Source organism: Bradyrhizobium sp. USDA 4472 (assembly GCF_054058595.1).
The window spans coordinates 3,591,887-3,615,552 of the sequence record NZ_JBSSAM010000001.1; the positions used below are offsets into that span (position 1 = coordinate 3,591,887).

The 23,666-nt window shown below is 64.5% G+C and carries 15 protein-coding genes and 2 pseudogenes; 4 read left to right on the forward strand and 13 right to left on the reverse strand.

Features of this window, described 5'->3' with window-relative positions:
* Positions 1–23: 23 nt before the first annotated feature.
* Complete coding sequence (locus ACVWZ4_RS16585) at positions 24–1,643, reverse strand: MDR family MFS transporter (protein ID WP_456737222.1); 1,620 nt, start codon at positions 1,641–1,643, stop codon at positions 24–26.
* Positions 1,644–1,756: 113 nt separating this feature from the next.
* The gene (locus ACVWZ4_RS16590; RefSeq protein WP_456737223.1) at positions 1,757–2,908 is read right to left on the reverse strand and encodes an HlyD family secretion protein; all 1,152 of its coding nucleotides are present in this window, start codon (positions 2,906–2,908) and stop codon (positions 1,757–1,759) included.
* 143 nt (positions 2,909–3,051) lie between these two features.
* Between ACVWZ4_RS16590 and ACVWZ4_RS16595 the strand changes: the two genes are divergently transcribed.
* Positions 3,052–3,960 carry a LysR family transcriptional regulator gene (locus ACVWZ4_RS16595; RefSeq protein WP_092229896.1) on the forward strand — a complete coding sequence of 303 codons (909 nt, stop codon included), beginning with the start codon at positions 3,052–3,054 and terminating at the stop codon, positions 3,958–3,960.
* A 117-nt stretch (positions 3,961–4,077) separates the two neighbouring features.
* Here ACVWZ4_RS16595 and iaaH read toward each other — a convergent pair.
* Positions 4,078–5,486: pseudogene (gene iaaH, locus ACVWZ4_RS16600) on the reverse strand (indoleacetamide hydrolase).
* A 196-nt stretch (positions 5,487–5,682) separates the two neighbouring features.
* A complete protein-coding gene (locus ACVWZ4_RS16605; protein WP_456740762.1) occupies positions 5,683–9,114 on the reverse strand; it encodes an indolepyruvate ferredoxin oxidoreductase family protein in 3,432 nt (1,143 codons plus the stop codon).
* A 154-nt stretch (positions 9,115–9,268) separates the two neighbouring features.
* Between ACVWZ4_RS16605 and ACVWZ4_RS16610 the strand changes: the two genes are divergently transcribed.
* Positions 9,269–9,724 (forward strand): Lrp/AsnC family transcriptional regulator, encoded by a 456-nt coding sequence (locus ACVWZ4_RS16610; RefSeq protein ID WP_456699735.1) that lies wholly within the window; start codon positions 9,269–9,271, stop codon positions 9,722–9,724.
* Positions 9,725–9,752: 28 nt separating this feature from the next.
* On the opposite strand, the gene ACVWZ4_RS16615 is transcribed toward ACVWZ4_RS16610, so the two are convergent.
* The 4 genes from ACVWZ4_RS16615 to ACVWZ4_RS16630 form a co-directional block, all read right to left on the reverse strand.
* A complete protein-coding gene (locus ACVWZ4_RS16615) occupies positions 9,753–9,917 on the reverse strand; it encodes a hypothetical protein (RefSeq protein ID WP_456740763.1) in 165 nt (54 codons plus the stop codon).
* A gap of 2 nt (positions 9,918–9,919) precedes the next feature.
* Entirely contained in the window at positions 9,920–10,591 is a 672-nt protein-coding gene (locus ACVWZ4_RS16620; RefSeq protein WP_456740764.1) for a hypothetical protein, read from the reverse strand.
* A gap of 10 nt (positions 10,592–10,601) precedes the next feature.
* Entirely contained in the window at positions 10,602–11,015 is a 414-nt protein-coding gene (locus ACVWZ4_RS16625) for a hypothetical protein (protein WP_456740765.1), read from the reverse strand.
* A 157-nt stretch (positions 11,016–11,172) separates the two neighbouring features.
* A complete protein-coding gene (locus ACVWZ4_RS16630) occupies positions 11,173–11,514 on the reverse strand; it encodes a hypothetical protein (RefSeq protein WP_456699732.1) in 342 nt (113 codons plus the stop codon).
* A 148-nt stretch (positions 11,515–11,662) separates the two neighbouring features.
* Here ACVWZ4_RS16630 and ACVWZ4_RS16635 point away from each other — a divergent pair, with 148 nt between their 5' ends.
* Positions 11,663–12,583 carry a LysR substrate-binding domain-containing protein gene (locus tag ACVWZ4_RS16635; RefSeq protein ID WP_456740766.1) on the forward strand — a complete coding sequence of 307 codons (921 nt, stop codon included), beginning with the start codon at positions 11,663–11,665 and terminating at the stop codon, positions 12,581–12,583.
* On the opposite strand, the gene ACVWZ4_RS16640 is transcribed toward ACVWZ4_RS16635, so the two are convergent.
* The 3 genes and pseudogenes from ACVWZ4_RS16640 to ACVWZ4_RS16650 form a co-directional block, all read right to left on the reverse strand.
* A complete protein-coding gene (locus ACVWZ4_RS16640) occupies positions 12,543–13,370 on the reverse strand; it encodes a fumarylacetoacetate hydrolase family protein (RefSeq protein ID WP_456740767.1) in 828 nt (275 codons plus the stop codon). The genes ACVWZ4_RS16635 and ACVWZ4_RS16640 overlap by 41 nt on opposite strands.
* Before the next feature lie 14 nt (positions 13,371–13,384).
* Positions 13,385–14,754, reverse strand: a pseudogene (locus ACVWZ4_RS16645) (LLM class flavin-dependent oxidoreductase).
* 18 nt (positions 14,755–14,772) lie between these two features.
* Complete coding sequence (locus tag ACVWZ4_RS16650) at positions 14,773–15,825, reverse strand: Ldh family oxidoreductase (RefSeq protein ID WP_456763372.1); 1,053 nt, start codon at positions 15,823–15,825, stop codon at positions 14,773–14,775.
* A 298-nt stretch (positions 15,826–16,123) separates the two neighbouring features.
* On the opposite strand from ACVWZ4_RS16650, the gene ACVWZ4_RS16655 reads away from it, so the two are divergent.
* Positions 16,124–20,239 carry a sensor domain-containing phosphodiesterase gene (locus ACVWZ4_RS16655; RefSeq protein ID WP_456740769.1) on the forward strand — a complete coding sequence of 1,372 codons (4,116 nt, stop codon included), beginning with the start codon at positions 16,124–16,126 and terminating at the stop codon, positions 20,237–20,239.
* Positions 20,240–20,305: 66 nt separating this feature from the next.
* On the opposite strand, the gene ACVWZ4_RS16660 is transcribed toward ACVWZ4_RS16655, so the two are convergent.
* Both ACVWZ4_RS16660 and ACVWZ4_RS16665 read right to left on the reverse strand, forming a co-directional pair.
* Complete coding sequence (locus ACVWZ4_RS16660) at positions 20,306–21,145, reverse strand: WecB/TagA/CpsF family glycosyltransferase (protein WP_456737232.1); 840 nt, start codon at positions 21,143–21,145, stop codon at positions 20,306–20,308.
* Positions 21,138–23,429 (reverse strand): GumC family protein, encoded by a 2,292-nt coding sequence (locus ACVWZ4_RS16665; RefSeq protein ID WP_456740770.1) that lies wholly within the window; start codon positions 23,427–23,429, stop codon positions 21,138–21,140. The genes ACVWZ4_RS16660 and ACVWZ4_RS16665 overlap by 8 nt, the downstream gene beginning before the upstream one ends.
* Positions 23,430–23,666: the final 237 nt, after the last annotated feature.

The window sequence follows — 23,666 nt, forward strand, 5'->3', positions numbered from 1 at the left end:
CGTTCTCCTTGCTAGTTGAGGGATCAGTGGGCGCCGCCGGCCGACGTATGGCCAGCTTTCTTCAGGAAGAGCACGGCGATCAGGGCCACGATCAGCGCCATTCCGAGCAGATAGAACGTGTCGCTGAAGGCGAGGATATAAGCCTGCTTCTGCACGATATGGCCGATCGCGACATAGGCACGATGCGCGGCATCCGCACGGTCCAGCACGCCGTGATTCATGAAATATTGCGTAAGCTGTTCCAGCCGTGTGCGGGTGGCCTGCTCGAACAGCGAGACCGACTGCATCAGCACGTTGGAGTGATACTGCTCCCGCTTGGTCAGCACGGTCTGGAGCAGCGCGATGCCGACGGCGCCGCCGAGGTTGCGCATCATGTTGAACAGGCCGGACGCCGAACCCGCATTCTCCGGCTCGATGCCTGAGGTCGCGACCGCCGAGAGCGGCGCCATGACCAGCGCCTGCCCGACGGCACGGACGACATTGGGCCACAGCAGCTGGTCGGCGGCATAGTCGCTGGTCATGAAGATGTTCATGAAATTCGACCCCGCGAACAGCACGAAGCCGACGCCGATGATGACCCGCGCGTCGAACTTCTGCATCAGGCGCGGCACCAGCGGGATCAGCACGAGCTGCGGCAATCCGGTCCAGGCCAGCACAGTGCCGATCTGCTCGGCATTGTAGCCCTGGATGCGTGACAGATATTGCGGCAGGATGAACACCGAGCCGTACAGCGCAATGCCGAGCAGGAAATTCGCGAGCATGCCGAAGCCGAAATTGCGGCGGACCAGCAGGCGCAGGTTCAACAACGGCTTCTTCACGGTGAGCTCGATGATCAGGAAGGCGGTCAGTGCGACGGCTGCGATCACGCTGAGCTTGACGATGAAGGGCGAGCCGAACCAATCGTCCTTGTTGCCTTCCTCCAACACGGTCTGCAGTGCGGACAGGCCGATCGCCATGGTGATGATGCCGGCCCAGTCGCCTTCCGCGAGCAGCGACAGCTTCATCGGTTTGGCGTCGAGCGCATACCAGAGCATGCCGACCATGATCGCGCCGGGCACGAGATTGACGTAGAAGATGTATTGCCAGCCGAGATTTTCGGTGAGATAGCCGCCGATGGTCGGGCCGATCGCCGGCGCGAACGTCGCCGACAACGCGAACAGCGCAAGGCCGACCGGCTGCTTGGCACGCGGCAGCAGGGTAATGATCAGCGTGAACGCCATCGGGATCAGCACGCCGCCGGTAAAGCCCTGCACGGCGCGCAGCACGATCATCTGTGGCAGGTCCTGCGCCAGCGCGCAGGCCGCGGACAGCAGCAGGAACAGCACCGCGTTGGTCAACAGATAGATCCGGATCGAGAACACCTGCGCGAGCCATCCCGAGAGTGGGATCACCACGATCTCGGCGATCAGATAGGAGGTCGAGATCCAGCCGCCGTCGTCGATACCGGCGCCGATCGCGCCCTGGATGTCGGCGAGCGAGGCGTTGACGATCTGGATGTTCAGCACCGCCATGAACGCGCCGAGCGTGGCGCCGATCACCGCGATCCACGTTCTGGCAGAGACAACAGGCGTGGCGGGAGCAGCAGCCGGGGCAGGGAGATCGGTGGCGGAAGCGGCGTCGAGGGTCGATTGAAGCGTGCTCATGGAAGCCTCGTCTCGGATACGGAGACAGCATGCATTAGGCGGATGGTTTCGATAATCCCGGAAGCCCGGGAAGGATCATCCGGCTAGACTTGATGATCCTGCCACGTTCCGGGTCAGCCGCCGTTCGCACGCGGCGAATTGTCGGCAACGCGCCTCGCGGTCTCGCGCTCGGCCACCACGGTCGCCTTGGTATCGACCGTCGGCACCGCCGACATGCCGGGGCGCAGCAGGCCGGTGAGGCTGTGATCGTCAAGCACGATCTTCACCGGCACGCGCTGCACGATCTTGGTGAAATTGCCCGTGGCATTGTCGGGAGGCAGCAGCGCGAATTCAAGTCCGCTGGCCGGCGAAAGGCTATCGACATGACCGTGCAGCGTGCGATTGCGGAAACTGTCGACATGCAGCTCGACCGGCTGGCCCGCGCGCACATGCGTGAGCTGGGTTTCCTTGAAATTTGCGACGACGTAGACCGCGTCGAGCGGAACCACTGCCATCAATTGCGTGCCGGCCTGCACGTACTGTCCGACGCGCAAGGAGCGGGCGCCGATCGTTCCGTCAACAGGTGCGGTGATCTCGGTATAGGACAGGTTCAGTTCAGCCTGATCCGCGACGGCGCGAGCGCGATCGAGCTGCGCCGTGGCCTGCGCACGCTGGGTGGTCAGCACGTCGACCTTGCGCTGCGCAGCCAGCAGGCCCGATTTGGCGTGCTGCAATTGCGCGTTGCTGGCGCGGAGCGCCGCGTCAGTCTGCTGCGCGCGCTGGATCGTCCCGGAGCCGGACTTCATGAGCTCGTCGTAGCGGGCGCGCTCTTCCTGCGCGAATTTCAGATTGGCCTCGGCCGCGGTGACGTCGGCGGTGCTCTGCTCGATGACAGGCTGTTGCAGCTCGAGCTGGGCATCGAGGTTGCGGACCGAAGCTTCGGCGGCGGCGACGTCGGCGCGGGCCTGGCCAAGCGCTGCCTTGAAGTCGCGGTCGTCGATCCTGGCCAGCACCTGGCCGGCTTTGACCTTCTCGTTGTCGCCGACCAGGACCTTGGCGATATAACCCGACACCTTCGGGGCGATGATGGTGGAATCGGCCTTCACATAGGCGTCGTCGGTCGATTCCAGGTAGCGGCCGGTGGTCAGGTAATTGTAGCCAAAGTCGCCGGCGGCAGCGACGCCGAGCGCCAGAGCCAGCGCGAGGGCCGCCCGCTTGATCGCCCGGCGGGACGGTTTTAGGTTAATTTCGTCAGTTGTTTCAGTAATATAGGCCGCGTTCGACATATCGCACCCTCGGAATTTCCATGCGCCTGTTTCGAACAGTGCGCTGCTTGACGGCTGCAAGATGCGTTGTCCCGGCCGTTGTGATAATCCCGGAATTGATGGAAGCATTATCCAGCAATGGCGGATAATCGGAGCTTCGAGCCATGGACCGCTTCACCAGCCTCACGGCCTTCGTCCGCGTGGTCGAAAACGGCGGCTTCTCTGCCGCCGCCCGCCGCCTCAACATGTCGACGACAATGGTAAGCAACCATGTCCAGGCGCTGGAAGACCGGCTCGGCGTGCGGCTTCTGAACCGCACCACGCGAAAAGTGAGCCTCACCGAAATCGGCAAGGCCTATTACGATCGCTCGGCGCAGATCCTCACCGATCTCGAACAGGCTGACGACATCGCCGGCGCGCTGCAATCGACGCCGCGCGGCACGTTGCGCATTCACACCGCCACCCACATGGTCCCGTTCGTCGCGCCCGTGATGGTCGAATTCCTCGCGACCTATCCCGAAGTCAAGGTCGATCTCCGCATGGGCGAGACCAATGTCGACCTGATCGAGGAAGGCTTCGATCTCGCATTGCGTATGATCGCGCCGCCCGACTCCAGCCTGATCGTGCGGAGCCTAGCGACCTGGCGGCACGTGCTGTGCTGCTCGCATTCCTATATCGAGGCGCATGGGCGCGTGCAGACCCTCGAAGAGCTTGCCGGGCACAATTGCGTGCGCCACATCAACTACCCCTTCGACGAGTGGCGCTTCTTCGACCGCAAGGGAACGCCAGCCTCGGTGCGCGTCTCCGGCAATCTGATCACCAACAGTGGCGAAGCCCTGCGTGAGGCGGCGTTGCAAGGCGCAGGCGTCAGCCTCGCGGCGGGATTTTTGGTCGGTGACGATCTCGATTCCGGCCGCCTGGTGCGCCTGCTACCGGAATACCGGCCGGTCGAGATGTCGATGAACGCGGTCTATCCGCATCGCCATCATCTGTCGGCGAAGGTCCGGACCTTCATCGACATGCTCGTGCATCACAGCGCCGAGCAGCAGAAGCTGATCAATCCGTACGCCTGACGCGGGAAATCCTGAACTCGGTTCCCCTGCTCCGGTTTGCCCGCCAGGCTTGCGCGTCCTTCGTCTGGCCCGCCGTGATGCGACGCTGGTGACGCAGGTCATGCCGCAACGACTAGCCTAACGCGTCGGTGGCGGCAGGCGGCCGAATACCTTCTCCATCGCCATTCCGATCGCGAGCAGGCGGCGATCGCTTGCGGCGGGCCCATCGAGTTCGAGACCAACCGGCAGCTTGCTGGAAGCGCCTAGCGCGATCGGGATCTGGATGCCGGGCACACCGGCATTGCTGCCGGGATCGGTGTTCTGGATGAAGAGCAGGAAATTAGGCAGGCTGCTGGAATCGGGGTTCGAGTCGATCGCGACTTTCGGCGTGGTTGGGAAAGCGATGGCGTCGAGCTTGTTCTTCGCGAACGTGTCGCGGTAGAGCGCCTGGAGCGCCGGGCGGGCCGTTTTGATCGCCGCGTCATAGGCCGGCTTGCCGTCAACGACCGTGTTGTCCGGGCCGGGCAATTTGTGCGGGATCACCAGGCCATCATAGGTGCCTTTCACATCGGGACTCGCAATTTGCTTGGCCAGGGCCTCGATCGTGAGGCCGGTGCCGGTATGCTTGAGATAAGCGACCATGTCCGCGTTGGCCTCATAGATTGCCACGGGAAAACTCACCTTGCCGTTGAGTTCTGCGAGTTGCGGCATCTCGACATCGACCACGGTGACACCTTGCGACTTGAGCTTGTCGATCGCCCCTTTGAAGGCGGCATCGGTATCGTCGTCGAGATTGGCCTGCATCGCTTTCACGACGCCGACGCGAACCTGCTTCAGATCGGCAGGTGTGATCGTGTTGCCGCCGGCGATGACACGGTCGAGCGCCGCCACGTCCGTCATGGTCGCGGCCATCGGGCCCGCGGTATCGCGGGTATGGGAGATCGGCGCGATGCCCTCCTGCGGATAGCGCCCGACGGTCGGCCGCAGCGATGCGCAACCGTTGAGCGCGCAGGGAATCCTGACCGATCCGCCGGTGTCGGTGCCAAGGCCTGCGGTCGCGATCCGGGCGCCGATCGCGGCTGCGGTTCCGGAGGAGGAGCCGCCCGCGATCTTGCTGTTGTCATAGGCGTTGCGGACGCCGGGCTCGGTGCCGGGTTTTGAAGCCCGCATTGTATCCGGAGATGCCGAAGGCCAGCTCGTGCATGTTGGTCTTGCCGATGATGATCGCGCCGGCTGCGCGCAACCTCGCCGCGACGGGCGCGTCCTTGTTCGGCACTGAAGCTCTTCAGTGCCGGCGTGCCGGCGCTGGAGGGCAGCCCCGCCACCTCGATATTGTCCTTGATCACGAGCGGCACGCCACCAAGCGGCGGACACGGCCGCTTCCTGCGCCGCGCATCAAAGGCCTCGGCGGCCTTCATGGCGCCCGCCTCATCCAGGGTGATGAAGGCGTTGAGATTGGGATTGGCCCTGGCGCGGTCAAGCGTTGCCGATGTCAGCGCCTTGCTGGTGACCTTGCCTGCGCAGATGTCGGCCGCGGCCTGCGTCATCGTCAGCTGGTCGAGATCGAGCGCCTGTTGCGCAACGGCGGTTGTCGGTAGAGCGGCGGTAGACAGGATGAGGCTGGCGATGGTTGAATTCAGCGAAACGGTTCTGCGTTGCATGAGGTTCCCCCGTCGAAGGTGATCACCCCAGCTTACCTCGGCTGGGGCGCGGTGGATGTCCCTATTTTCGTCGACGCACGTCTCAGGCTGCTCGGGCATCCGATGGCTGCGCCAGCAAGGACTCGACCTCGGCTTTGACCTTCGCGATTGCGGCGTCCTTCACCGGCCCGTAGCCGCGAATGTCCATCGGCGCTGCGGCAATGGCCGCAAGATCCGTCAGAGGCGCGGTCTCGAGCCTGGCGAGTATCACGTCGATCAAGGCCTCGTACCAGGCGATCAGCTCGCGTTCCGCGCGGCGCTCGGCGGAATAGCCGAACGGATCGAATGGCGTCCCGCGCAGGATCTTGAGCCGCGCTAGCACCGCCAGCGGCATCTGGATCCACTGGCCAAAAGCGCGCTTCCGCGGGCGGCCGCGTGCGTCCTGGCCAGCCGGCAGGAACGGCGGCGCGAGATGATACTGGACGCTGAAGCCGTCCTCGAATTCGCGCTTCAGCTCATCGAGGAAGCCGCTCTGCATGTGCAGGCGTGCCACCTCATATTCGTCCTTGTACGCCATCAGCTTGAACAGGGCGCGTGCAACCGCCTCGGTGAGTGCCTCGCTGTTGAGCCCTGCTTCGGCATTCCGAACTTTCGCGACGAGTGCGCGGTAGCGCGCCGCGTAGGCTTCGTTCTGATAGGCCGCGAGAAAGTCGGCGCGGCGGGCGATCATCTGATCGAGCGTCTCGGCCCTTGACGGGTCGTTGGCCTTCGGCAGAAAATCGGGATCAGCGGCGGCGATACGGCCCCAGGCAAAAGCCTGCTTGTTGCGCTCGACCGCGACTCCATTGAGCTCGACCGCGCGCAGCAGCGCTTGCAGCGAGACCGGCACCAGGCCGCGCTGCCAGGCAAAGCCGAGCATGATGATGTTCGCGTAGACGGCGTCGCCGAGCAGCTGTTCGGCAAGCAGGTTGGCGTTGATGCTGTCGAGATTGTCGTTCCCGATGACCTGGCGGATCGCACGCAGGCGGGCAGGCGAAGCGAGATCGGCGTCGCGGAATCGTACAACGTCTCCGGTCGGCATTTCCGCCGTGTTGATAGCGGCACGGGTGCCGCGGCGATAGGTGCCGGATGCCTTGGGCGAGGAACTGACGACGAGATCGCAGCCGATCAGCGCATCGGCCGCGCCCTGATCGATGCGAACCTGATGCAGCGCTTCGGCGCTGGCGGCCAGCCGGATGTAGCTCAGGACGGGCCCGAATTTCTGCGCAAAGCCGGTAAAGTCGAGCACCGAGACGCCTCGGCGTTCGAGATGCGCGGCCATCCCGATCAGCGCGCCGACCGTGATCACGCCGGTGCCGCCGACGCCGGTGACAAGTAGATCGTAGGGCCGGTCGAGTGTTGTGGGGAGCGGCAGGGGAAGCGTAGCCGCGTGGCCGATCGCGTCGATCTGGCTCGCACTCTTCTTCCGGCGTGTGGCGCCTTCGACGGTGACAAAGCTCGGGCAAAAGCCGTTGAGGCAGGAAAAGTCCTTGTTGCAGGCCGAGAGATTGATCCGGCGCTTGCGGCCGAACGGCGTCTCCTTCGGTTCGACGCTGAGGCAGTTGGACTCGACCGAGCAGTCGCCGCAGCCTTCGCAGACGAGATCGTTGATGTAGGCAAAGCGCTTGGGATCGGCCATCTCGCCGCGCTTGCGGCGGCGTCGCTTTTCGGTGGCGCAGGTCTGCTGATAGATCAGGACCGAGACGCCGGCGACCCCGCGCAGCTCGCGCTGCACGGTGTCCATCTCCTCGCGCGGATGAATGGTGACGCCATCAGGCAGATCCGCTGACAGGAATTGCGTGGGATCGTCCGACACCAGTGCGATGCGCGCGACGCCTTCGGCCCTCACGCTGTGTGCGATCGCATGCACGCTGACGGGGCCGTCGACCGGCTGGCCGCCGGTCATGGCGACGGCGTCGTTGAACAGGATCTTGTAGGTGATGTTGGCCTTGGCCGCGATCGCCTGGCGGATCGCCATCGAGCCGGAATGATAATAGGTGCCTTCGCCGAGATTCTGGAACACGTGCTTGCGGCCGGTAAATCGCGACGAGGCCGCCCAGTTCACGCCTTCGCCGCCCATCTGGATCAGCGACGAGGTCTCGCGGTCCATCCAGCTCGCCATGAAATGGCAGCCGATGCCGGCCAGCGCCCTCGAGCCCTCGGGCACCTTTGTCGATGTGTTGTGCGGACATCCTGAGCAGAAATACGGCGTGCGCGTCGCGCCTGATACGTTGATCGTGCGGGCGGCCTCGGGCAACAGCGCGGCCGCGCGTGCGGCAAGATTGAGGCCCGGGAACATCGGATCGAGCCGGCGCGCGAGCACGCCAGCCAGCGCACGGGGTGACAGCTCGCCGATCCACGAAATCAACCGCGCACCGGTTTCGTCGTGCTTGCCGACCATGCGCTCCGGCTTTGCGCCGGGATAGTCGTAGAAATATTCCTTGAACTGGCTCTCGATGATGCCGCGCTTCTCCTCGACCACGAGGATCTCGCGCTTGCCCTTCACGAAATCCATGGCGTCGTGCAGCGCCAAGGGCCAGACCAGGCCGACCTTGTAGACGTCGATGCCGATGCGGCGACAGGCGGCTTCGTCGAGCCCCATCAGCCGCAACGCTTCCATCAGATCGAGATGCGCCTTCCCGGTGGTGACGATGCCGTAGGTGGCGTTCGGGACGTCGTAGATGTGGCGATCGATCGGATTGGCCTTGGCGAAGGCGTAGACCGCGTGCTTCTTCGCCTCCAGCCGTTCCTCGATTTGCGGGCCCGGCAGGTCGGGCCAGCGATAGTGCAGGCCGCCCGGCGGCGCCGTGAAGTCGGGCGTGCGGAAGGCGCGCCGCGGGCGCAGCGCGACTGATGCGCCTGACTCCACGATCTCCGAGATCGCCTTGAAGCCGACCCACATGCCGGAGAAGCGGCTCAGCGCGTAGCCGTATTCGCCGAATTCGAGATATTCGCTGACGCTTGCGGGGTGCAGCGTCGGCATGAACCAGCTCATGAAGGCGACGTCGGACTGGTGCGGCATCGAGGAGGAGACGCAGCCATGGTCGTCGCCGGCGACCACCAGCACGCCGCCATGCGGCGAGGAGCCGTAGGCATTGCCGTGCTTGAGCGCGTCGCCGGAGCGATCGACGCCGGGGCCCTTGCCGTACCAAAGACCGAACACGCCATCGACCTCACGGTCGGCTTGGGTCTCGACCTGCTGCGAGCCGAGCACAGCAGTCGCGGCGAGATCCTCGTTCACCGCGGGCAGGAATTCGATGCGGTCCTGCTTCAACCGCTGCTGGATGCGCCAGAGTTCGAGATCGATGCCGCCGAGCGGCGAGCCGCGATAGCCCGAGATGAAGCCGGCCGTCTTGAGGCCCGCAGCGCGGTCGCGCCTGACCTGGTCGAGCGCGATGCGGACAATCGCTTGCGTGCCCGTGAGGAAGACGCGGCCCTCCGCGCGATCGTAGCGGTCGGAGAGTTCGTAGGCGTCGAGTGACGGAATGGCGTCCATGGCAGACCTCGCGCGGCATCCTGCCGAATAGACGCAGGGTAAGCCCAGGGCGCTGGTAGGTCTTACCTATCTATCCCCAGACAGGGCATAAAATCGGTGAGGTTTTGCTCGTAAAGCCGAAATCTGGTAGAGTTAACCGATTTGAGGGCTCCCGATGATTGAAGATCAGGACATGCGGATTCTCGCGCATCTCCAGAAGGACGGCCGCGCCACCAACCAGCAGCTCGCCGATGAGGTCGGCATGTCGACCTCGGCCTGCTGGCGCCGGGTGCGCGCGCTCGAGGACAGCGGCGTCATCCGCGGCTATGCCGCACTGGTCGCGCGCGAGCAGGCGGGCTTCGCGATGTCCGCCATCCTCCACGTCTCGCTGGAGCGGCACGATGCCAAATTCGTCGACGAGTTCGTGTCTCGCGTCACCACGCGCCGCGAGGTGCTGGAGTGTTTTGCGACCACGGGCGATGCGGACTATCATTTGCGCGTCGTCGTGCAGGACATGGTCGCCTACAACCGCTTCCTCGACGAGTTCATGTTCCGCATCCCCGGCATCCGCTACGTCCGCAGCAACGTCGTCCTGAAGGAAATCAAGACCGGCGTTGCGCTGCCGTTTTGAGGATGCTTCGTTCGCGCCCAGCCGTCATTCACACCGTCTCGGCGGTGCGGCGACGGAATAGCTGGCGCAGCGACAGGGCGTGCAGCAGGATCGAGCTTGGCACCACGAAAGCGGGCGTCAGCACATTCGGAAAGCTATCGACAGCCATGCTCGGACCCTGCGGCATGATCAGCTGAAACGGGCCAGGCGACATGATCATCCCCAAGGTGATCGCGACGGCGAAATCCGCAAGGCCGAGGACATTCCAAAGGATCGCCGCGCGCCGTCCCTCCGCCGTTCCGCTTGCGACGGCAATCGCCGCGGGTATGGCGAAAAGGCCCGTGAGCACATCGCCTGTTCCTGCCGGCAATGCCCAGAGCCCGGCAGCGACCCTCCCAGCCAATAGGCAAGCCATTGGCTGCCGAAGATGCGGTAAAGCTGAAGGGCGATGAGCCACGTGGCCGGCATGGCGTCGAGCAGCTGTCCGATCCGTTTCGACATCAGCAGCACGGGAGCGCCCACGATCACCGGCAGCAGCATCGCCGCGGGAAGCAGCGGAAGGGAGGACGCACCTGCGCGGAACGCACCGTCGATGGCGGCTGTCCAGGCTGCGGTGGCCCATAGCGTGAATGGAATCATGATGGACAGCCAACTCGCCTGGCGCTGTTTCGGCGTCAATGACGTGCGTTCGAGGCCGAGCCATAAGCCGAGCGCGAGGAGGCCGTAAGAGATCAGCCGAACCCCCAGGGCCGGCACCCCGCTTTCGGGAAGTGCGGGCAACGCGTAGATCAACCAGGTCCACAGGATCGTAAACACGGCGGCGTAGATCAGGCTGAGCCGGGCGGGATGTGGCGCAACCACGCCGGCGGAAATGCTGCTGCTGTTCATCGGCATTCCTTCAGGCGGTTGCGTCACGATCTCGGTGCTGCCGGTCCGGCTTCAGCAGAAGCATGAAGACAAGGACATGGCCGACCAGCAGCAAAGGCACGTAAAGGGCCGGGATATAAATGCCGGCGCCGAACAGGCCGGGGCTCTGAATCTGCGTCGCGCCGACGTAATACGCATTCAGGAGATCGAGCGTGCCCCAGATGTTGAAGATCCAGACCAGGGGAACGGCGATCGACCATCGCCTGGACAGCGCTGCCATTGAGATCAGTGCGAGTGTGGCGGCGACGAGATCTCCCCATCCGACTTCGCGGGCGAAATCCGGGTTCAACTCCGGGGAGACGAACCCGGCCACCATGAAGTTCATCCCCAGGAAGCGGAACGCGTGGAAAGCCGCGAGGAGCCTCAGGGCATCGTGGCGCGGCATCGCACGCACAAAGGGCCAAACATAGACAGACGCCACCACCGCGCTTGTCAGCAAGGCGCCTGCGACACTGAGAACGAATGGAAGGTTGAAGTCCGGTGGCACGTTCGGATGTCCTTGCGAGGGTTCGTCAGGTCGGATGGGGGAGGCCTGCGGCCGGTCAGGGTTTCGTCATGAGCAGGCGGAGCGGCATGAGCGGGCCGACGGCGATGTATTCGTGGTCGATGAGGTCCTGCTTCGCGAGCGGCAGCGCATCCATGGTGGCGTGAGCCTCGGCGACATCCCTGGCATCGAGCAGGAAGACGGCGCCGCGGCCGTCGGACCGCGAATACCATTCACGGACTTTTCCGGTGAGATAGAGCTGGACGGTCTGCCTGATTTCATCAGGCATCACGGCCATGATTTGCTCCCTCGTGATGCCGGGCTTGGCGGTCAGGATGACCATGACCCCGGTGGTCGTGGGTGACGGCGCTTGTGCTTGGGCGGCGGATGGTTCGGTCATGGCGGTAACACCTGTCAATGTGAGGGCGAGTGTCAGGACGGCGTTGCGGATTGCCTTCATCGGTTTCGCTTCTCCGGTGCGGCTCATTTGCAATCCGGATGTAGAGCGTCTTTCCGTGGGTGACTATTCGCGATAATGTTCACGGGCTATGAAGCAGAACTTCACAGTCAGGCAGGGTGCGCTCGACGGTGTCGAGGCGTTCCTCAGCGTCGCCCAGCATCGCAGTTTCCGGCGGGCGGCCGCCGAACTTGGCGTGACGCCGTCGGCGATCAGTCAGGCGGTGCGGTCGCTCGAGGCGCGTGTCGGGGCTGCGCTCTTCATCCGCACCACCCGCAGCGTTGGCCTGACCGAAGCCGGCGAAAGATTCTTCGAGCGCGCAAGACCGGCCTTTGAGGAACTGGTCGCAGCAAGCGGGGCGGCGCGCGAGCTGGGTCAGAGGCCGGCCGGGTTGCTGCGCCTGACCGTGCCGCGTTCGGTCGTCCCGATTCTGCTGGAGCCGCTGATCGCCTCGTTCTGCGAGGCCTATCCGGAGATCGAGGTGGAGCTGGCTGCCAGCGAGGAGCTGGTCGACCTCGCGGCCGGAGGCTTTGATGCCGGCATCAGGATGGGCCAGTTCATCACCCCTGACATGATTGCAGTGCGCCTGACCAAGCCGCTACCGCTCATCGTCGTCGGCAGTCCTGCTTACCTTGCCCGTTCCGGCCGCCCCGAGCATCCGGACGATTTGCGTCTGCACGCCTGCTTGCGATTGCGCCGATCGAACGGCGCACTCGCATCATGGTCGCTCAGCGACAACGGCCGTTCGGTCGAGATTGCGGTGTCGGGTCCTTTCATCGCCTATGATTTTCCCACGATGCTCGGCGCCGCCATCGAAGGTGTGGGTCTTGCGCAGGTGCCCGCACCATTGGCGACCGGCGCCATCGCGGCAGGCAAGCTCGTCCGCGTGCTGGAGCCATTCTCGCCGATGACGCCGGGTGTATTCCTGTATTATCCGGGCCATCGCCAAATCATGCCGAAGCTGCGCGCCTTCATCGATCATGTGAAGAGCCGATCGGGCGGCGCGAGCTGATCGGCTGTCCCTCTCGCACAAACCGGTTGCGCAACGTCCCGATACCGGTGATCTCGATCTCGACGACATCGCCATGCTTGATATCAGGCGAGGCGCCGTCCGTCCCCATCCAGATCACATCGCCAGGCCACAGCGTAAAATACTTGGTCAACTCGACCAGGAACGCCACCACGCCAAAGATCATATCGTTGGTGTGGAAGCGGTTGGTCTCCCTGCCATTGACGCGGACGATGGTCTCCATCCCGGCAAGATCGGCCTCGGTCTCGATCCACGGGCCCATCGGCTTGAACGTGTCGGCATTCTTCGAGCGCCACAGGCTGCGGTCGGCCTTCTGCCAGGAGCGCTCGCTGACATCGTTGCCGATGGTGTAGCCGAATATGCAGTCCATCGCGTTCTGCTCGGTGAGGTGCTTCACCTTCCTGCCGATGACGACGGCGAGCTCGCCCTCATAGTGGATCTTCTCCGTCGCAAAGGACGGGATCACGACGTTCTCGTCATGCGCGATCAGCGCGTTCTGGGCGCGGTAGCCGATCTCGGGACGATCAGGCACGGCCGGGACCGTGCCGGCCTTGTCGGCAGCTTCCTTCAGATGCTTCAGATAGTTCAGCCCGACGCAATAGAAGGTGCGCGGGATCAGCGGCAGCTCGATCTTCACGTTCGACAGCGGATGCGTGCGCGACGTCCGCTGCCATTCGCCAAAGGGGTCGCCCTCGATCGCGATCACCTGGTCGCCCTCGATCAGGCCCCAGGAGGTTTTGCCGGAGGCGGTGAATGTCAGCCAGCGCATGTTGTGTCCTCGTCTTATTCCGCGGCATCGCGCGGCTTTATCTTCCAGGCGCCGGCGGCAGGCCGCCTCAAGCCGAGATTTTCCCGTAGCGTCTTGCCGCGGTAGTCTTTCTGGAACAGGCCGCGCCGCTGCAACTCCGGCACGACATGCTGCACGAAGTCGGCATAGGAGCCGGGCACATAGGTGGCGGCAATCACAAATCCGTCGCAGCCGCGCTCGACGAACATTTCCTCCAGTCTGTCCGCGATCTCCCTGGGACCGCCGACCATGGCATCCTGCACCTGGCCGCGGCCGGAGAAGGTGACGAAATCGCGCGCGCTCGGATTGCTCTTGCCGGAGTTTTTCAGCACGCCGTCGCGGATGCCGAGAATACCCTGCATGCTCTTCAGTTCATCCGTCGTCAGCGGCGCGTCGAGATCCTTGGAGGCGAAGTCGTAATTGAGCGCCTCGGCGAGCAGCGACAGCGCATCGATCTCGAGCGGAAGCTTGTTGATCAGCGCCATCCTGTCTTCGGCTTCCGCCTTGGTCGCCGCGCACACCGGCGTCGTCAGATTGCAGAGGAACATCTCGTCAGGATCGCGACCGACTTTGGCAGCCTCGTTGCGCACGGACGCGTAGCCTTCCTTGGCCGCCGTGAGGTTGCGGGCCGCGGTGAAAATGACTTCGCCCCATCGTCCGGCAAAGCGCTGCCCGCGACCGGATGCGCCGGCCTGGATGATCACGGGGGGTGGCCCTGATCCGAGCGCGGCACGGTGAACGGTCCGCGCGATTTGAAGTTTGCGCCCTTATGGTCGAGCCGCTTCACCTTGCTCGGATCGGCAAAGCGGCCGCTCGTTTTGTCCATGATGAGGGCGCCGTCTTCCCAGGTGTCCCAATGGCCGAGCACCACCTCCATGAATTCGTCGGCCTTGTCGTAGCGGGAATCATGTTCGGGATGGGAGTCGCGCCCCATATTGAGCGCCTCGCCGTCGTTGAGCGAGGTGACGACGTTCCAGCCCGCGCGCCCGCCCGACATCAGATCGAGTGTGGCAAAGCGGCGAGCGACGTCGAAGGGCTCGTAGTAGGTGGTCGAGCAGGTCGCCCCGAGCCCGAGCTTGTCGGTGACCATGCCCATCGTGCTCAGCACGATCAGTGGATCCATCTTCACGCAGCGGATACCGTATTCGACGGTGTGGGTGTGGTCATTGCCGTAGCGGTCCGGCATCGCCAGACGATCGTCGAAGAAGGCCATGTGAAACTTGCCGGCCTCGAGAATTTTCGCGATGTCCTGATAATAATCCGCCGACATCGAATCGGAGCGCGAGTCCGGATGCCGCCACGAGCTCGGCAGATTCGTGCAGTTCTGCGCCTGAAGGAAGCCGACCAGGACCATCTGCCGGTTCATGCCGTTCTCCGAATTGTGTCAGGACAGATCAAGCACGGTGTCGAGCCTGTAGTCGCGCGCCAGCGTGCGCAGCTTCTCCCAGGTCGCATCCTCGATTTCGATGCCGTCGCGCCGACGCTGCTGTTCGCGCAGGCCCTCGATCTCGCCGGGATAATAGACGCCCTTGCTGCCTTCCGACGGCGGTGTCGATTTCAGGTAGCGCGCGAACTCCGCGACCTCGCGCCTGAACTCGTTCAGCGGGCGGAATGCGGCGACGTTGAACACCGCCATGAAGCATCCGTCATTGTGCCGTCCCGTCGGCTCGACGCCGAAGCCGAGACCGGTGAGAAGGCCGCAGAGCACCTCGACCATCGCGGCCAGCCCGCTGCCCTTGTAGCCCTCGGTGCCGCCCAGCGGCAGCAGCGCGCCGCCCTTGCGGTATTGGGTGGGATCGGTGGTGGGCCGTCCCCCGGCATCGATGATCCAACCGGTGGGGATCTCCTCGCCGCGGGCGACCGCGAGCTGGATCTTTCCGGCGGCCACGGCCGAGGTCGCCATGTCCAGATAGAACGGCGTTTCGAGGTCGGACGGAACTGCGATCGAGATCGGGTTGGTGCCGAGCCGCGCCGCCCTGCCGCCGAACGGCGCGACGTGCTTCGGTGAGCGGCCCGAGTCGGCTGTCGCAATCCCGATCATGCCCTCGCGCATCGCCATCAGCGGATAGGCGGCGAGGCGGCCGACATGGCTCTGCCGGAACACGGTACAGGCGGCAACGTTCGCTGTCCTTGCCTTTTCGATCGTCAGCGCCATGGCCTTGGCGTTGACGTGGAAGCCGAAACCCCAATGGCCGTCGATCACGGTCGTGGTCGGTGATTCCTGGACAATGGTCCAGGCGGCGCCGGGAACGATGTGTCCGGCCTTGATGCGGTCGATATAGGAGGGAATCGCGATCACGCCGTGGGAGTCATGCCCGGCCAGGTTGGCGTTGACGCATCCGATCGCAACGGCGTCCGCTTCGTCCTCGGAGGCGCCGGCAGCACGGAGCAGCGCAGCGCTGACGCGCGTGAGGCGGTCGGCCTTGACGACAGGCATGGCGTTTCCTCGGCTTTTCGCCCGCTTAACGGGGCGGTTTGTTGGACGCCATCGTCTCAAAGCGGAGCTGCGATATCAATCTCCCGTAAACCAATACAGGGCTGCAGATTCGTGAGAGAGCACGCCTTTGCTCGAAGATTCCCTCCGCGCGACGGTATTCCCGCACGTTTTTCAACGGTCATTCGCTGCTCGTTCACTCTGATTGGCGGTTTCATTGCGGCAATAACCACCACTTAGGCGATCCCCGTTGATAAAAAGGGCAGGGACAACAAGGCAGAAATGCCCGGGAGTTGAGATCGTGACGACGACACTCGCGCGCACCTTTGCGGCGTTGAGCGCCATCAATGAAGCGATCCTCTACGCGAAATCGCCGGACGAGCTGTACCAGAAGGTCTGCGACGCCGGGTTTTCGAGTGGGGACTTCATGGCCGTTGCCGTGTTCCTGGTGGAGCCGGACGGTCAGCACTTGCGCTTTGCCGCCGGGCGCGGTGGCGACGTGGCGCGCCTGCGCGCGATCAAGATCACCACTGAAGCTGACGCGCCGGAGGGCTCGGGCGTCGGCGGCGAAGCGTTCCGAACCCAGAAGCTCTGCATCAGCAACGACTATTTGAACGATCCCCGCTCGCTGGCGTGGCGTGAGGGCGCGATCAGGGCGAATATCGGCGCCGCGGCGGCGCTGCCGCTTCTGTGCAACGGCAAGAGCATCGGCGTGCTGTTCGTGACCCGCAGCGAGCCCGGCTCGTTGAGTGAGCAGATGGTGTCGCTGTTCGGGCGCATGTCGGCCAACATTTCCTATGCGCTGGAGAACTTCTCGCGCGAGACGGCGCGGCAGAACAGCGAGCGCGCGACAGGGCGGCTCAATCGCATGTTCGGTGCGCTCAGCGCGACCAACGAAGCCATCCTGCGCGCCAAAACCGAGCAGGAGCTGTATCAGCTCGTGTGCGACGCCTCCGTGCACGGCGGCAAGTCCTTGGCGACCTTCGTGCTGCTGAAGGAGCCGGATTCGCACTGGCTGCAGCCCGTCGCGGGCACCGGCGAGAGCCTTGAGATCGTGGCGCGGACGCGTTACTCCACCGACCCCGAGAATCCCTACGGCCGCGGCATTTCCGGCGAGGTGTTTCGAACCCAGAAGCCCATCGTCGAGCGCGATCTCCCGCTCCGTACCAAGGGAACGCCGTGGGAGAAGCTCAATCTCGTGACGGGCGCCGCCGCCGTGGTCGCGGCGCCACTGGTCAAGCATGGCCGAAGCATCGGCGTCATCCTCGCCTTCCTCAGCCGGTCCTGGGCCAAGGACGAGGAAATCGTCGCGCTGATGTTGCGCATCGCCGAGAACGTCTGTTTTGCGATCGACAATTTCGATCGTGAGGCCGAGAAGGCACGGATCGCCGAGGAGGAGGAGCGCCTCGCGCGCATGTATGCGGCGCTGAGCGCGACCAACGAGGCGATCCTGCGCGCGCACTCGCGGGCCGAGCTGTTCGACCTCGTCTGCGAAGCAACTGCGAAGGGCGCCAAATTTACCTCGGCCGCCATCGCGCTGGTCGATCCGCAGGCCGAGTTGCTCCGTGTCAGCGCCTGTTACGGGCCGAATTCGGATTCTGTGCGCAACTTCAAATTCTCGACTTCCGACCACGTGCCCGAAGGGCGCGGGTTGACCGGAACGGCCTTCCGTACACGCCAGCCCTGCATCAGCAACGACGTGCTGTCCGACGACCGGATCAAGCCCTGGGCGGACAATGCCCGCCGCAACGGCATCGGGTCCGCCGCGGCGTTGCCGCTCTTCAACGGCGACCGAATCGAGGGCGTATTCGTGTTCAACTCGCCCGAGCGCGGCACGTTTACGCCTGAATTCGTCGAGCTGCTGCAACGGCTGCAGGCCAACGTCGCTTTCGCGCTCGAGAATTTCGATCGCGCGGACGAGAAGGCCAAAGCCGACAAGCAGCGCAACCGCCTCAGCGGCATGTTCGAGGCGTTGAGTGCCACTAATGAAGCCATCATGCGTGCCAAGACACGCGAGGAGCTGTTTGAGGTGGTGTGCCAGGCGGCCGTGCTGGGCGATGTGTTCGCCTCGACGACGATCGGCATCCTTGACGAGACACGCGAACTCGTTCGCGTCGTCGCGGTCAAGGGGCGCCTTCAGGAGCGAATGTCCGGGCGTACATGTTGCGTGTCCCCAGGGCATCCCGAGGGTGAGGGGATCATCGGCACCTCGCTGCGAACCCGCGGTCCAAGCGTCATCAATGATTATCTGAGTGACCCTCGATCGACGCACTGGCACGCGAAGGCGAAGGAGGATGGCACGCGCGCGGCCGCCAGCTTTCCGCTGCTTCGCGACGGCACTGAACCGATCGGAATTCTGCTGTTTCTTGCGCCGGAAGAGAATGCGTTCACCCCTGATCTGGTCGAGCTGCTTGGTCGCCTCGCGGAAAACGTCTCCTTTGCGCTCGACAACTTCAATCGCGCCGAAGAAAAGGCCCGCACTGAGGCGCAGAAGGAGCGTCTAACCCGCATGTTCGCGGCGCTGAGCGCCACCAACGAGGCGATCATGCGCGCGAAGTCTCGCGCCGAGCTGTTCGAGCTGGTGTGTCAGGCCGCCTCCACCGGCGGCAAGTTCACCTCGACGACCATCGCGCTTGCCTGCGCGGACAGCGATCAGCTCGCAACCGTCGCGGCCGCGGGGCCGTCCGCCGAGACCACGCGAAACGTTCGCCTTTCCATCGACGCCGACCGGCCCGAAGGCCGCGGCATGAGCGGCACGGCGTTCCGCACCCGGCAGCCTTGCATCAGCAACGACTATGTCAACGACCACAGGGTGAGCGCCTTCCATTCGGTCCTCCAGGGCGGCGGCGCGCGCTCCGGCGCGGCGTTCCCGTTGATCACGCACGACAAGCCGGTCGGTGTCATGATCTACATGTCGATCGAGCAGGACACATTCACGCCCGAATTCGTCGAACTGTTGCAGCGTCTGGCGGACAACGTCGCCTTTGCGATGGAGAATTTCGACCGCGCCGACGAGAAAAACCGGGCGGACGAGCGCATCGAATACCTTGCCTCGCATGACAGCCTGACCGACCTGCCGAATCGCGAGACCTTCAACGGATTGCTGCGTGAGGCGATCGACGTGGCGCAGCGCCGCGATCACCGTTTCGCGGTGCTGTTCATCGACCTGGACCGCTTCAAGGTCATCAACGATTCGCTCGGCCATGAGGCGGGCGACCTGCTCCTGCTCGAAGTGGCAAAACGGCTGCGCGGCGCGCTGCGGGCCAGCGATGTGGTGGCACGTCTCGGCGGCGACGAGTTCGTCGTAATTCTCGACCAGTGCAGCGAGATCGACGACGTCCAGAATATCGCGACCGGGCTGCTGGCCACGCTCGCCGTGCCCATGGAACTCGCCGGCCACGAGTGTCACACCACGGCCTCGATCGGCATCGCGATGTATCCGGCCAACGGTTCCGACGCGCAGACGCTGACCAAGAATGCCGACATGGCGATGTATCTCGCCAAGGAGGACGGCAAGAACGGCTATCGCTTCTTCTCCAAAGAGGTGACGACGCAGTCGATCGAGCGTCTTTCACTCGAGAGTGCGCTGCGCCGGGCGCTCGAGCGCGAGCAGTTCTCGCTGAACTACCAGCCCAAGGTCGACATGGCGAGCGGTCAGATCACCGGCGTGGAAGCGCTGTTGCGCTGGAACCATCCCGTTTTCGGCAACGTCTCGCCGTCGCAGTTCATTCCGCTTGCGGAAGAGACCGGCCTGATCGTGCCGATCGGCCGCTGGGTGCTGAAAGAAGCCTGCGCGCAGGCGATGGCCTGGCAGCGCCGCGGCCTGTTGCCGCTTTCGATGGCGGTGAACCTGTCACCGCGGCAATTTGCCGATGAGCACCTGTTGCAGGATGTCGACGAGGCTCTGGTAGCCTCCGGCATGTCGCCCGTGCTGCTGCAACTCGAAGTCACCGAGAGCATGATGATGCGCAACGTCGGACGCGCGCTGAAGGTGCTCGACGCCATTCAGAGCCGCGGCATTCGCCTGGCCATCGACGATTTCGGCACCGGCTATTCGTCGATGTCGCTGATGAAGCATTTCCCGATCGACACCATCAAGATCGACCGCTCCTTCGTCCGCGACCTGCCGCACGATTCCGAGGACCAGGCGATCGCGCAGGCGATCATCAGCATGGGCAAGGCGCTGGGCATGACCGTGGTCGCCGAGGGCGTCGAGAACGCCGAGCAGGAGACGTTTCTGCGCACCCATGGCTGCGACGAGATGCAGGGCTTCCTGATCGCCAAGCCGTTACCGGCAAGGCAGATGGCCGAGTTGCTGCGCCCGATGGAGCTGTTGCTTGCGCCGTCGCTCCAGCCTGAGGCGGGCCTCGGTGTGGACGAGACGGTGGCGCTGCCGCTGAAGCGCGCCGTCGTGTGAGGGCTGCGATTGCTTGGCGCAATTTGAGGGGTGCGCCGTCTGTTGCCGGGCCCCAGGCAGGGCGGATCACCGTGGCGGGATGTCTTTTGTCGGCTCTTGTCGGCGATTGAGAGGCCGATTGCGGCTGAACAGAAGATAGATGGCGCGTGGGTTGGTGGTCAAATAGCGCCAGAACAAGCGGCGTGGCTCGAGCCAGGTGCGCCAGGCCCATTCGAGCCCGAGCCTCTGCATCCATTGCGGCGCGCGGGAGCGGCTACCCGAGAGGAAGTTGAACAGGCCGCCTGACGTCTTGATGACACCGACATTGGTCAGCAGCGGCGTGTATGCCTCGACGAAAGCCTGCTCGTTGGGTACGCCGAGCGCGACCCACAGGAAGTCCGGTGCGAGCGCGTTGATCTCTTCGACCTTGGCTTGCAGCGCATCGCCTCGAAGGTAGCCGTGGCTGAACCCGACGATCTTCAGTTTCGGATAAAGGTTCTGGACTCGCCTGACCGCCGCGGCGTTCTCTTCCTCGCTGGCGCCGAGCATGTAGAAGCTGCGACCGGCAATCTCCGCCTTGCGCGCGACGACATGGAACAGGTCCGTGGTGGCAACGCGCTCGGGGAGCGGAAACCAGGACTGCAGCTTCGAGGCAGCCACCAGCGGTTGGCCGTCGGCATTGATCAGGTCGGCGGCACGGAACAGGCGCTCGGTCTGCGGCTCTGTCGAGCAGCGCGCCAGCACTTCGCCGTTGGCCGAGGTCAGGTACAGCGGACGGCCGATGCGGTGACGCGGATCGGTCGCCTCGATCATGAAGTCGGCGGTTGCTTCCAGGTCGAGTGCGGCCATGCGGAGGCCGCCGACGGTGATCCGTGGAACGTTGGCGGTCGCGGCCCGACCTTCGAGGTTGACGCGGCGCTCAAGCATATTGTTTGCCTCGCTGGCGCGTTTGAACAGCGGGGAGAAGTTCGTCGAGCACGACGCCGACGAGCTTGCGCTGGCCGTCGCCGAGTGCGGCCAGGATCTCTTCCATGCCGTCATTGATGTCGAGGCTGGTCGGCAGCACCGCCACCACCGCATCGGCGCTATCGAGCAGTTTCCGGCCGGCAGCCGAGAGCGGCATCGCGGGGCCGTCGAGAATGATGAGGTCATGACCGCCGGTCGCGCGCGCCTGTGCGATCGACCTGCGGATGGCGTCAGCGGCCTTTTCTGCATCGCTTTCGGTTGCCGGCAGCACGGAAATACCATTCGCGGTCTTGACCTCGCGCGCGGCCTTGTTGCCAATCGACAGCCAGCCGACCTTGCCTGGTTCGGCCTTGGCCGGGCGGCTGACCTTGTTCGAGAGCGCGTGAGCCTGGTGATCGGCGTCGATCATCAGCACGCGGCTACCGTCGCGCGCGGCCGCGAGCGCGAAATTCAGTGCGGTCACGCTACGCCCCGCCGTCTGGTTGGCCCCGATCAGTGCGACCGCCGGCATTGGCTTGCTGCCGGCACGGCGCGCTATCGCCGCTCGCATGTCGCGCAACGCGTTGAGCAGCGTCGTCAGCGGAAACCCCGGGCGCAATGTCGGCCAGCCGATTCGGGTCAGATCGACGCCGCTGCCGGTGGCGAGAATGGCGCCGAGTGTGCGGATCACGTCGGCCTCCTGGAGGCGGGCGATCAGCGGTTTCTCGACCAGGGACACCGCCGGCGGAGGCGCGGCGGATTCGTCCTGGGGCTTCGGAACGTCCGGCGCAGGCGTACGCTCACGGCGGCCGGGTTCCGGGGCGGTCGCGCCGTTGAACAGATGCTCGGCCGCGACGAACCAGGAGGCTGCGGCAAGCGCACCGAAAATGAAGCCGATCATCGCGAACAGGCTCATCGCCGGCGGGAACGAGCGGCGTTGCGGGACCGTGGCTTCGCCGATGACGCGGGCGGCAGAGGTGTTCAGCGTCTCCTGCTCCTCGGTTTCGCGTGAGCGCTTGAGGAAGGATTGGTAGACGTCGCGGCTGGCGTCGGCCTCGCGCTCGAGCTCGCGCAGGCGCACGGCGGCCTGGCTGAGCTGCACGCTCTGCCGCTTCTGCGCTTCCAGAGCGCGGTTGAGCGAGGCCTCGTAGTCCCGGGCGCGGGTCAGGTCATTCTTGGCGGACAGCGCGAAGCGGTCGATCTCTTCGTTGATGGTGCGCTTGAGATCCTCGACCTGCTTTTCGGTCTGGCGCAGGGCCGGATGGCGCGGGCCGAGCTCGGCAGTCTGCTCCGCATATTTCTTGCGGGCATCGGCATATTGCGCGCGCAAGTTCGCGATCGTCGGCGATTGCAGTGCTTCGGGGATCGCACCTGCGTCCGCGGCGGTCCGCTTGTTTGCCTCGATCTGGTCCAGCCGTGCCTGGGCGTCCATCGTCGCGGCGCGGGCGGCCGAGAGCCGCTGGTTGCTGGAGGAGAGCTGCTGATCGCTGATCAACGCATCCTGGGTGCCCACGAAATTGTTCTGGGCCTTGTAGGTGGCAAGCGCGGTCTCGGCATTGCGCAGCCGTTCGCGCAGCTCCTTCAGCCGGCCCGACAACTCGCTGGTGGCGCGCCGCGCCGCAACGGCCTGCGAGTTGCGCGATTCCGTCAGGTAGGTGTTGGTCAGAGTATTGGCGAGCATCGCCGCCTTGGCTGGATCGATCGACCAGACCTCGACGTCGACGATGAAGCTCTTGTCGGTCTTGCGGATCGTGATGTGCTTGTTCAGCGCATCGAGGGCCGCGAGCTGCACTTCTTTGGCTTCAGCGGCCGAGGGCGGGCGGAGCTGCAGGCCGATCAGGCCGAGCAGGGACGAGCCCAGGGTCTTGCCGTCCCCGCCGCCGAATTCCGGATCCTTGTCGAGAGCCGCCTGCTGGACGACCTGCAACAGCACGCTGTTGGAGGTGATCAGGCGCGCCTGGCTCTCCACCAGCATGGACATGCCGGAGACGTCCTGCGCGCGGGGCGTGAGCTCGCGATCGACGAGCTGGAGTTCGCGCGGGTCGACATAAAGCTGGGCGGTCGCGGTGTAGCGGGGCGTCAGGCTCTTGCCGACGGTGACGGCGAGGCACGCGCCGATCAGCGCTGCAGAGGCAATCGCGATCTTGCGCCGCCACAGCAGGCCGGCGAGTTCCAGCACGCCGAAGCTGGCCTCGAACTTCCGTTGCGGGGCCTCCGACGTGGTCGGATTCCTGGCCCGATCGATCGGCTGGTTGTAGTCAAGCATCGTCCCCAGCTTTCATTCCAACGCCGCGGGCTGAGGGGTTACCCTTCGCTTTACGCCTCGCACCGGGGATATGGGTGCGCAATCAACGCAACAGGGAAAATTAACCATACTCATTGAGGGACTATTCACCGAAATGGCAAACAAAGCGTTTAAGCGCAGCTCGGCAAAATGCCGTCCTCGTGACGCTTCGGCGCTGGCGCTCCCGCAGCAATTAACGTTTCGTTACCGCACGTGCCT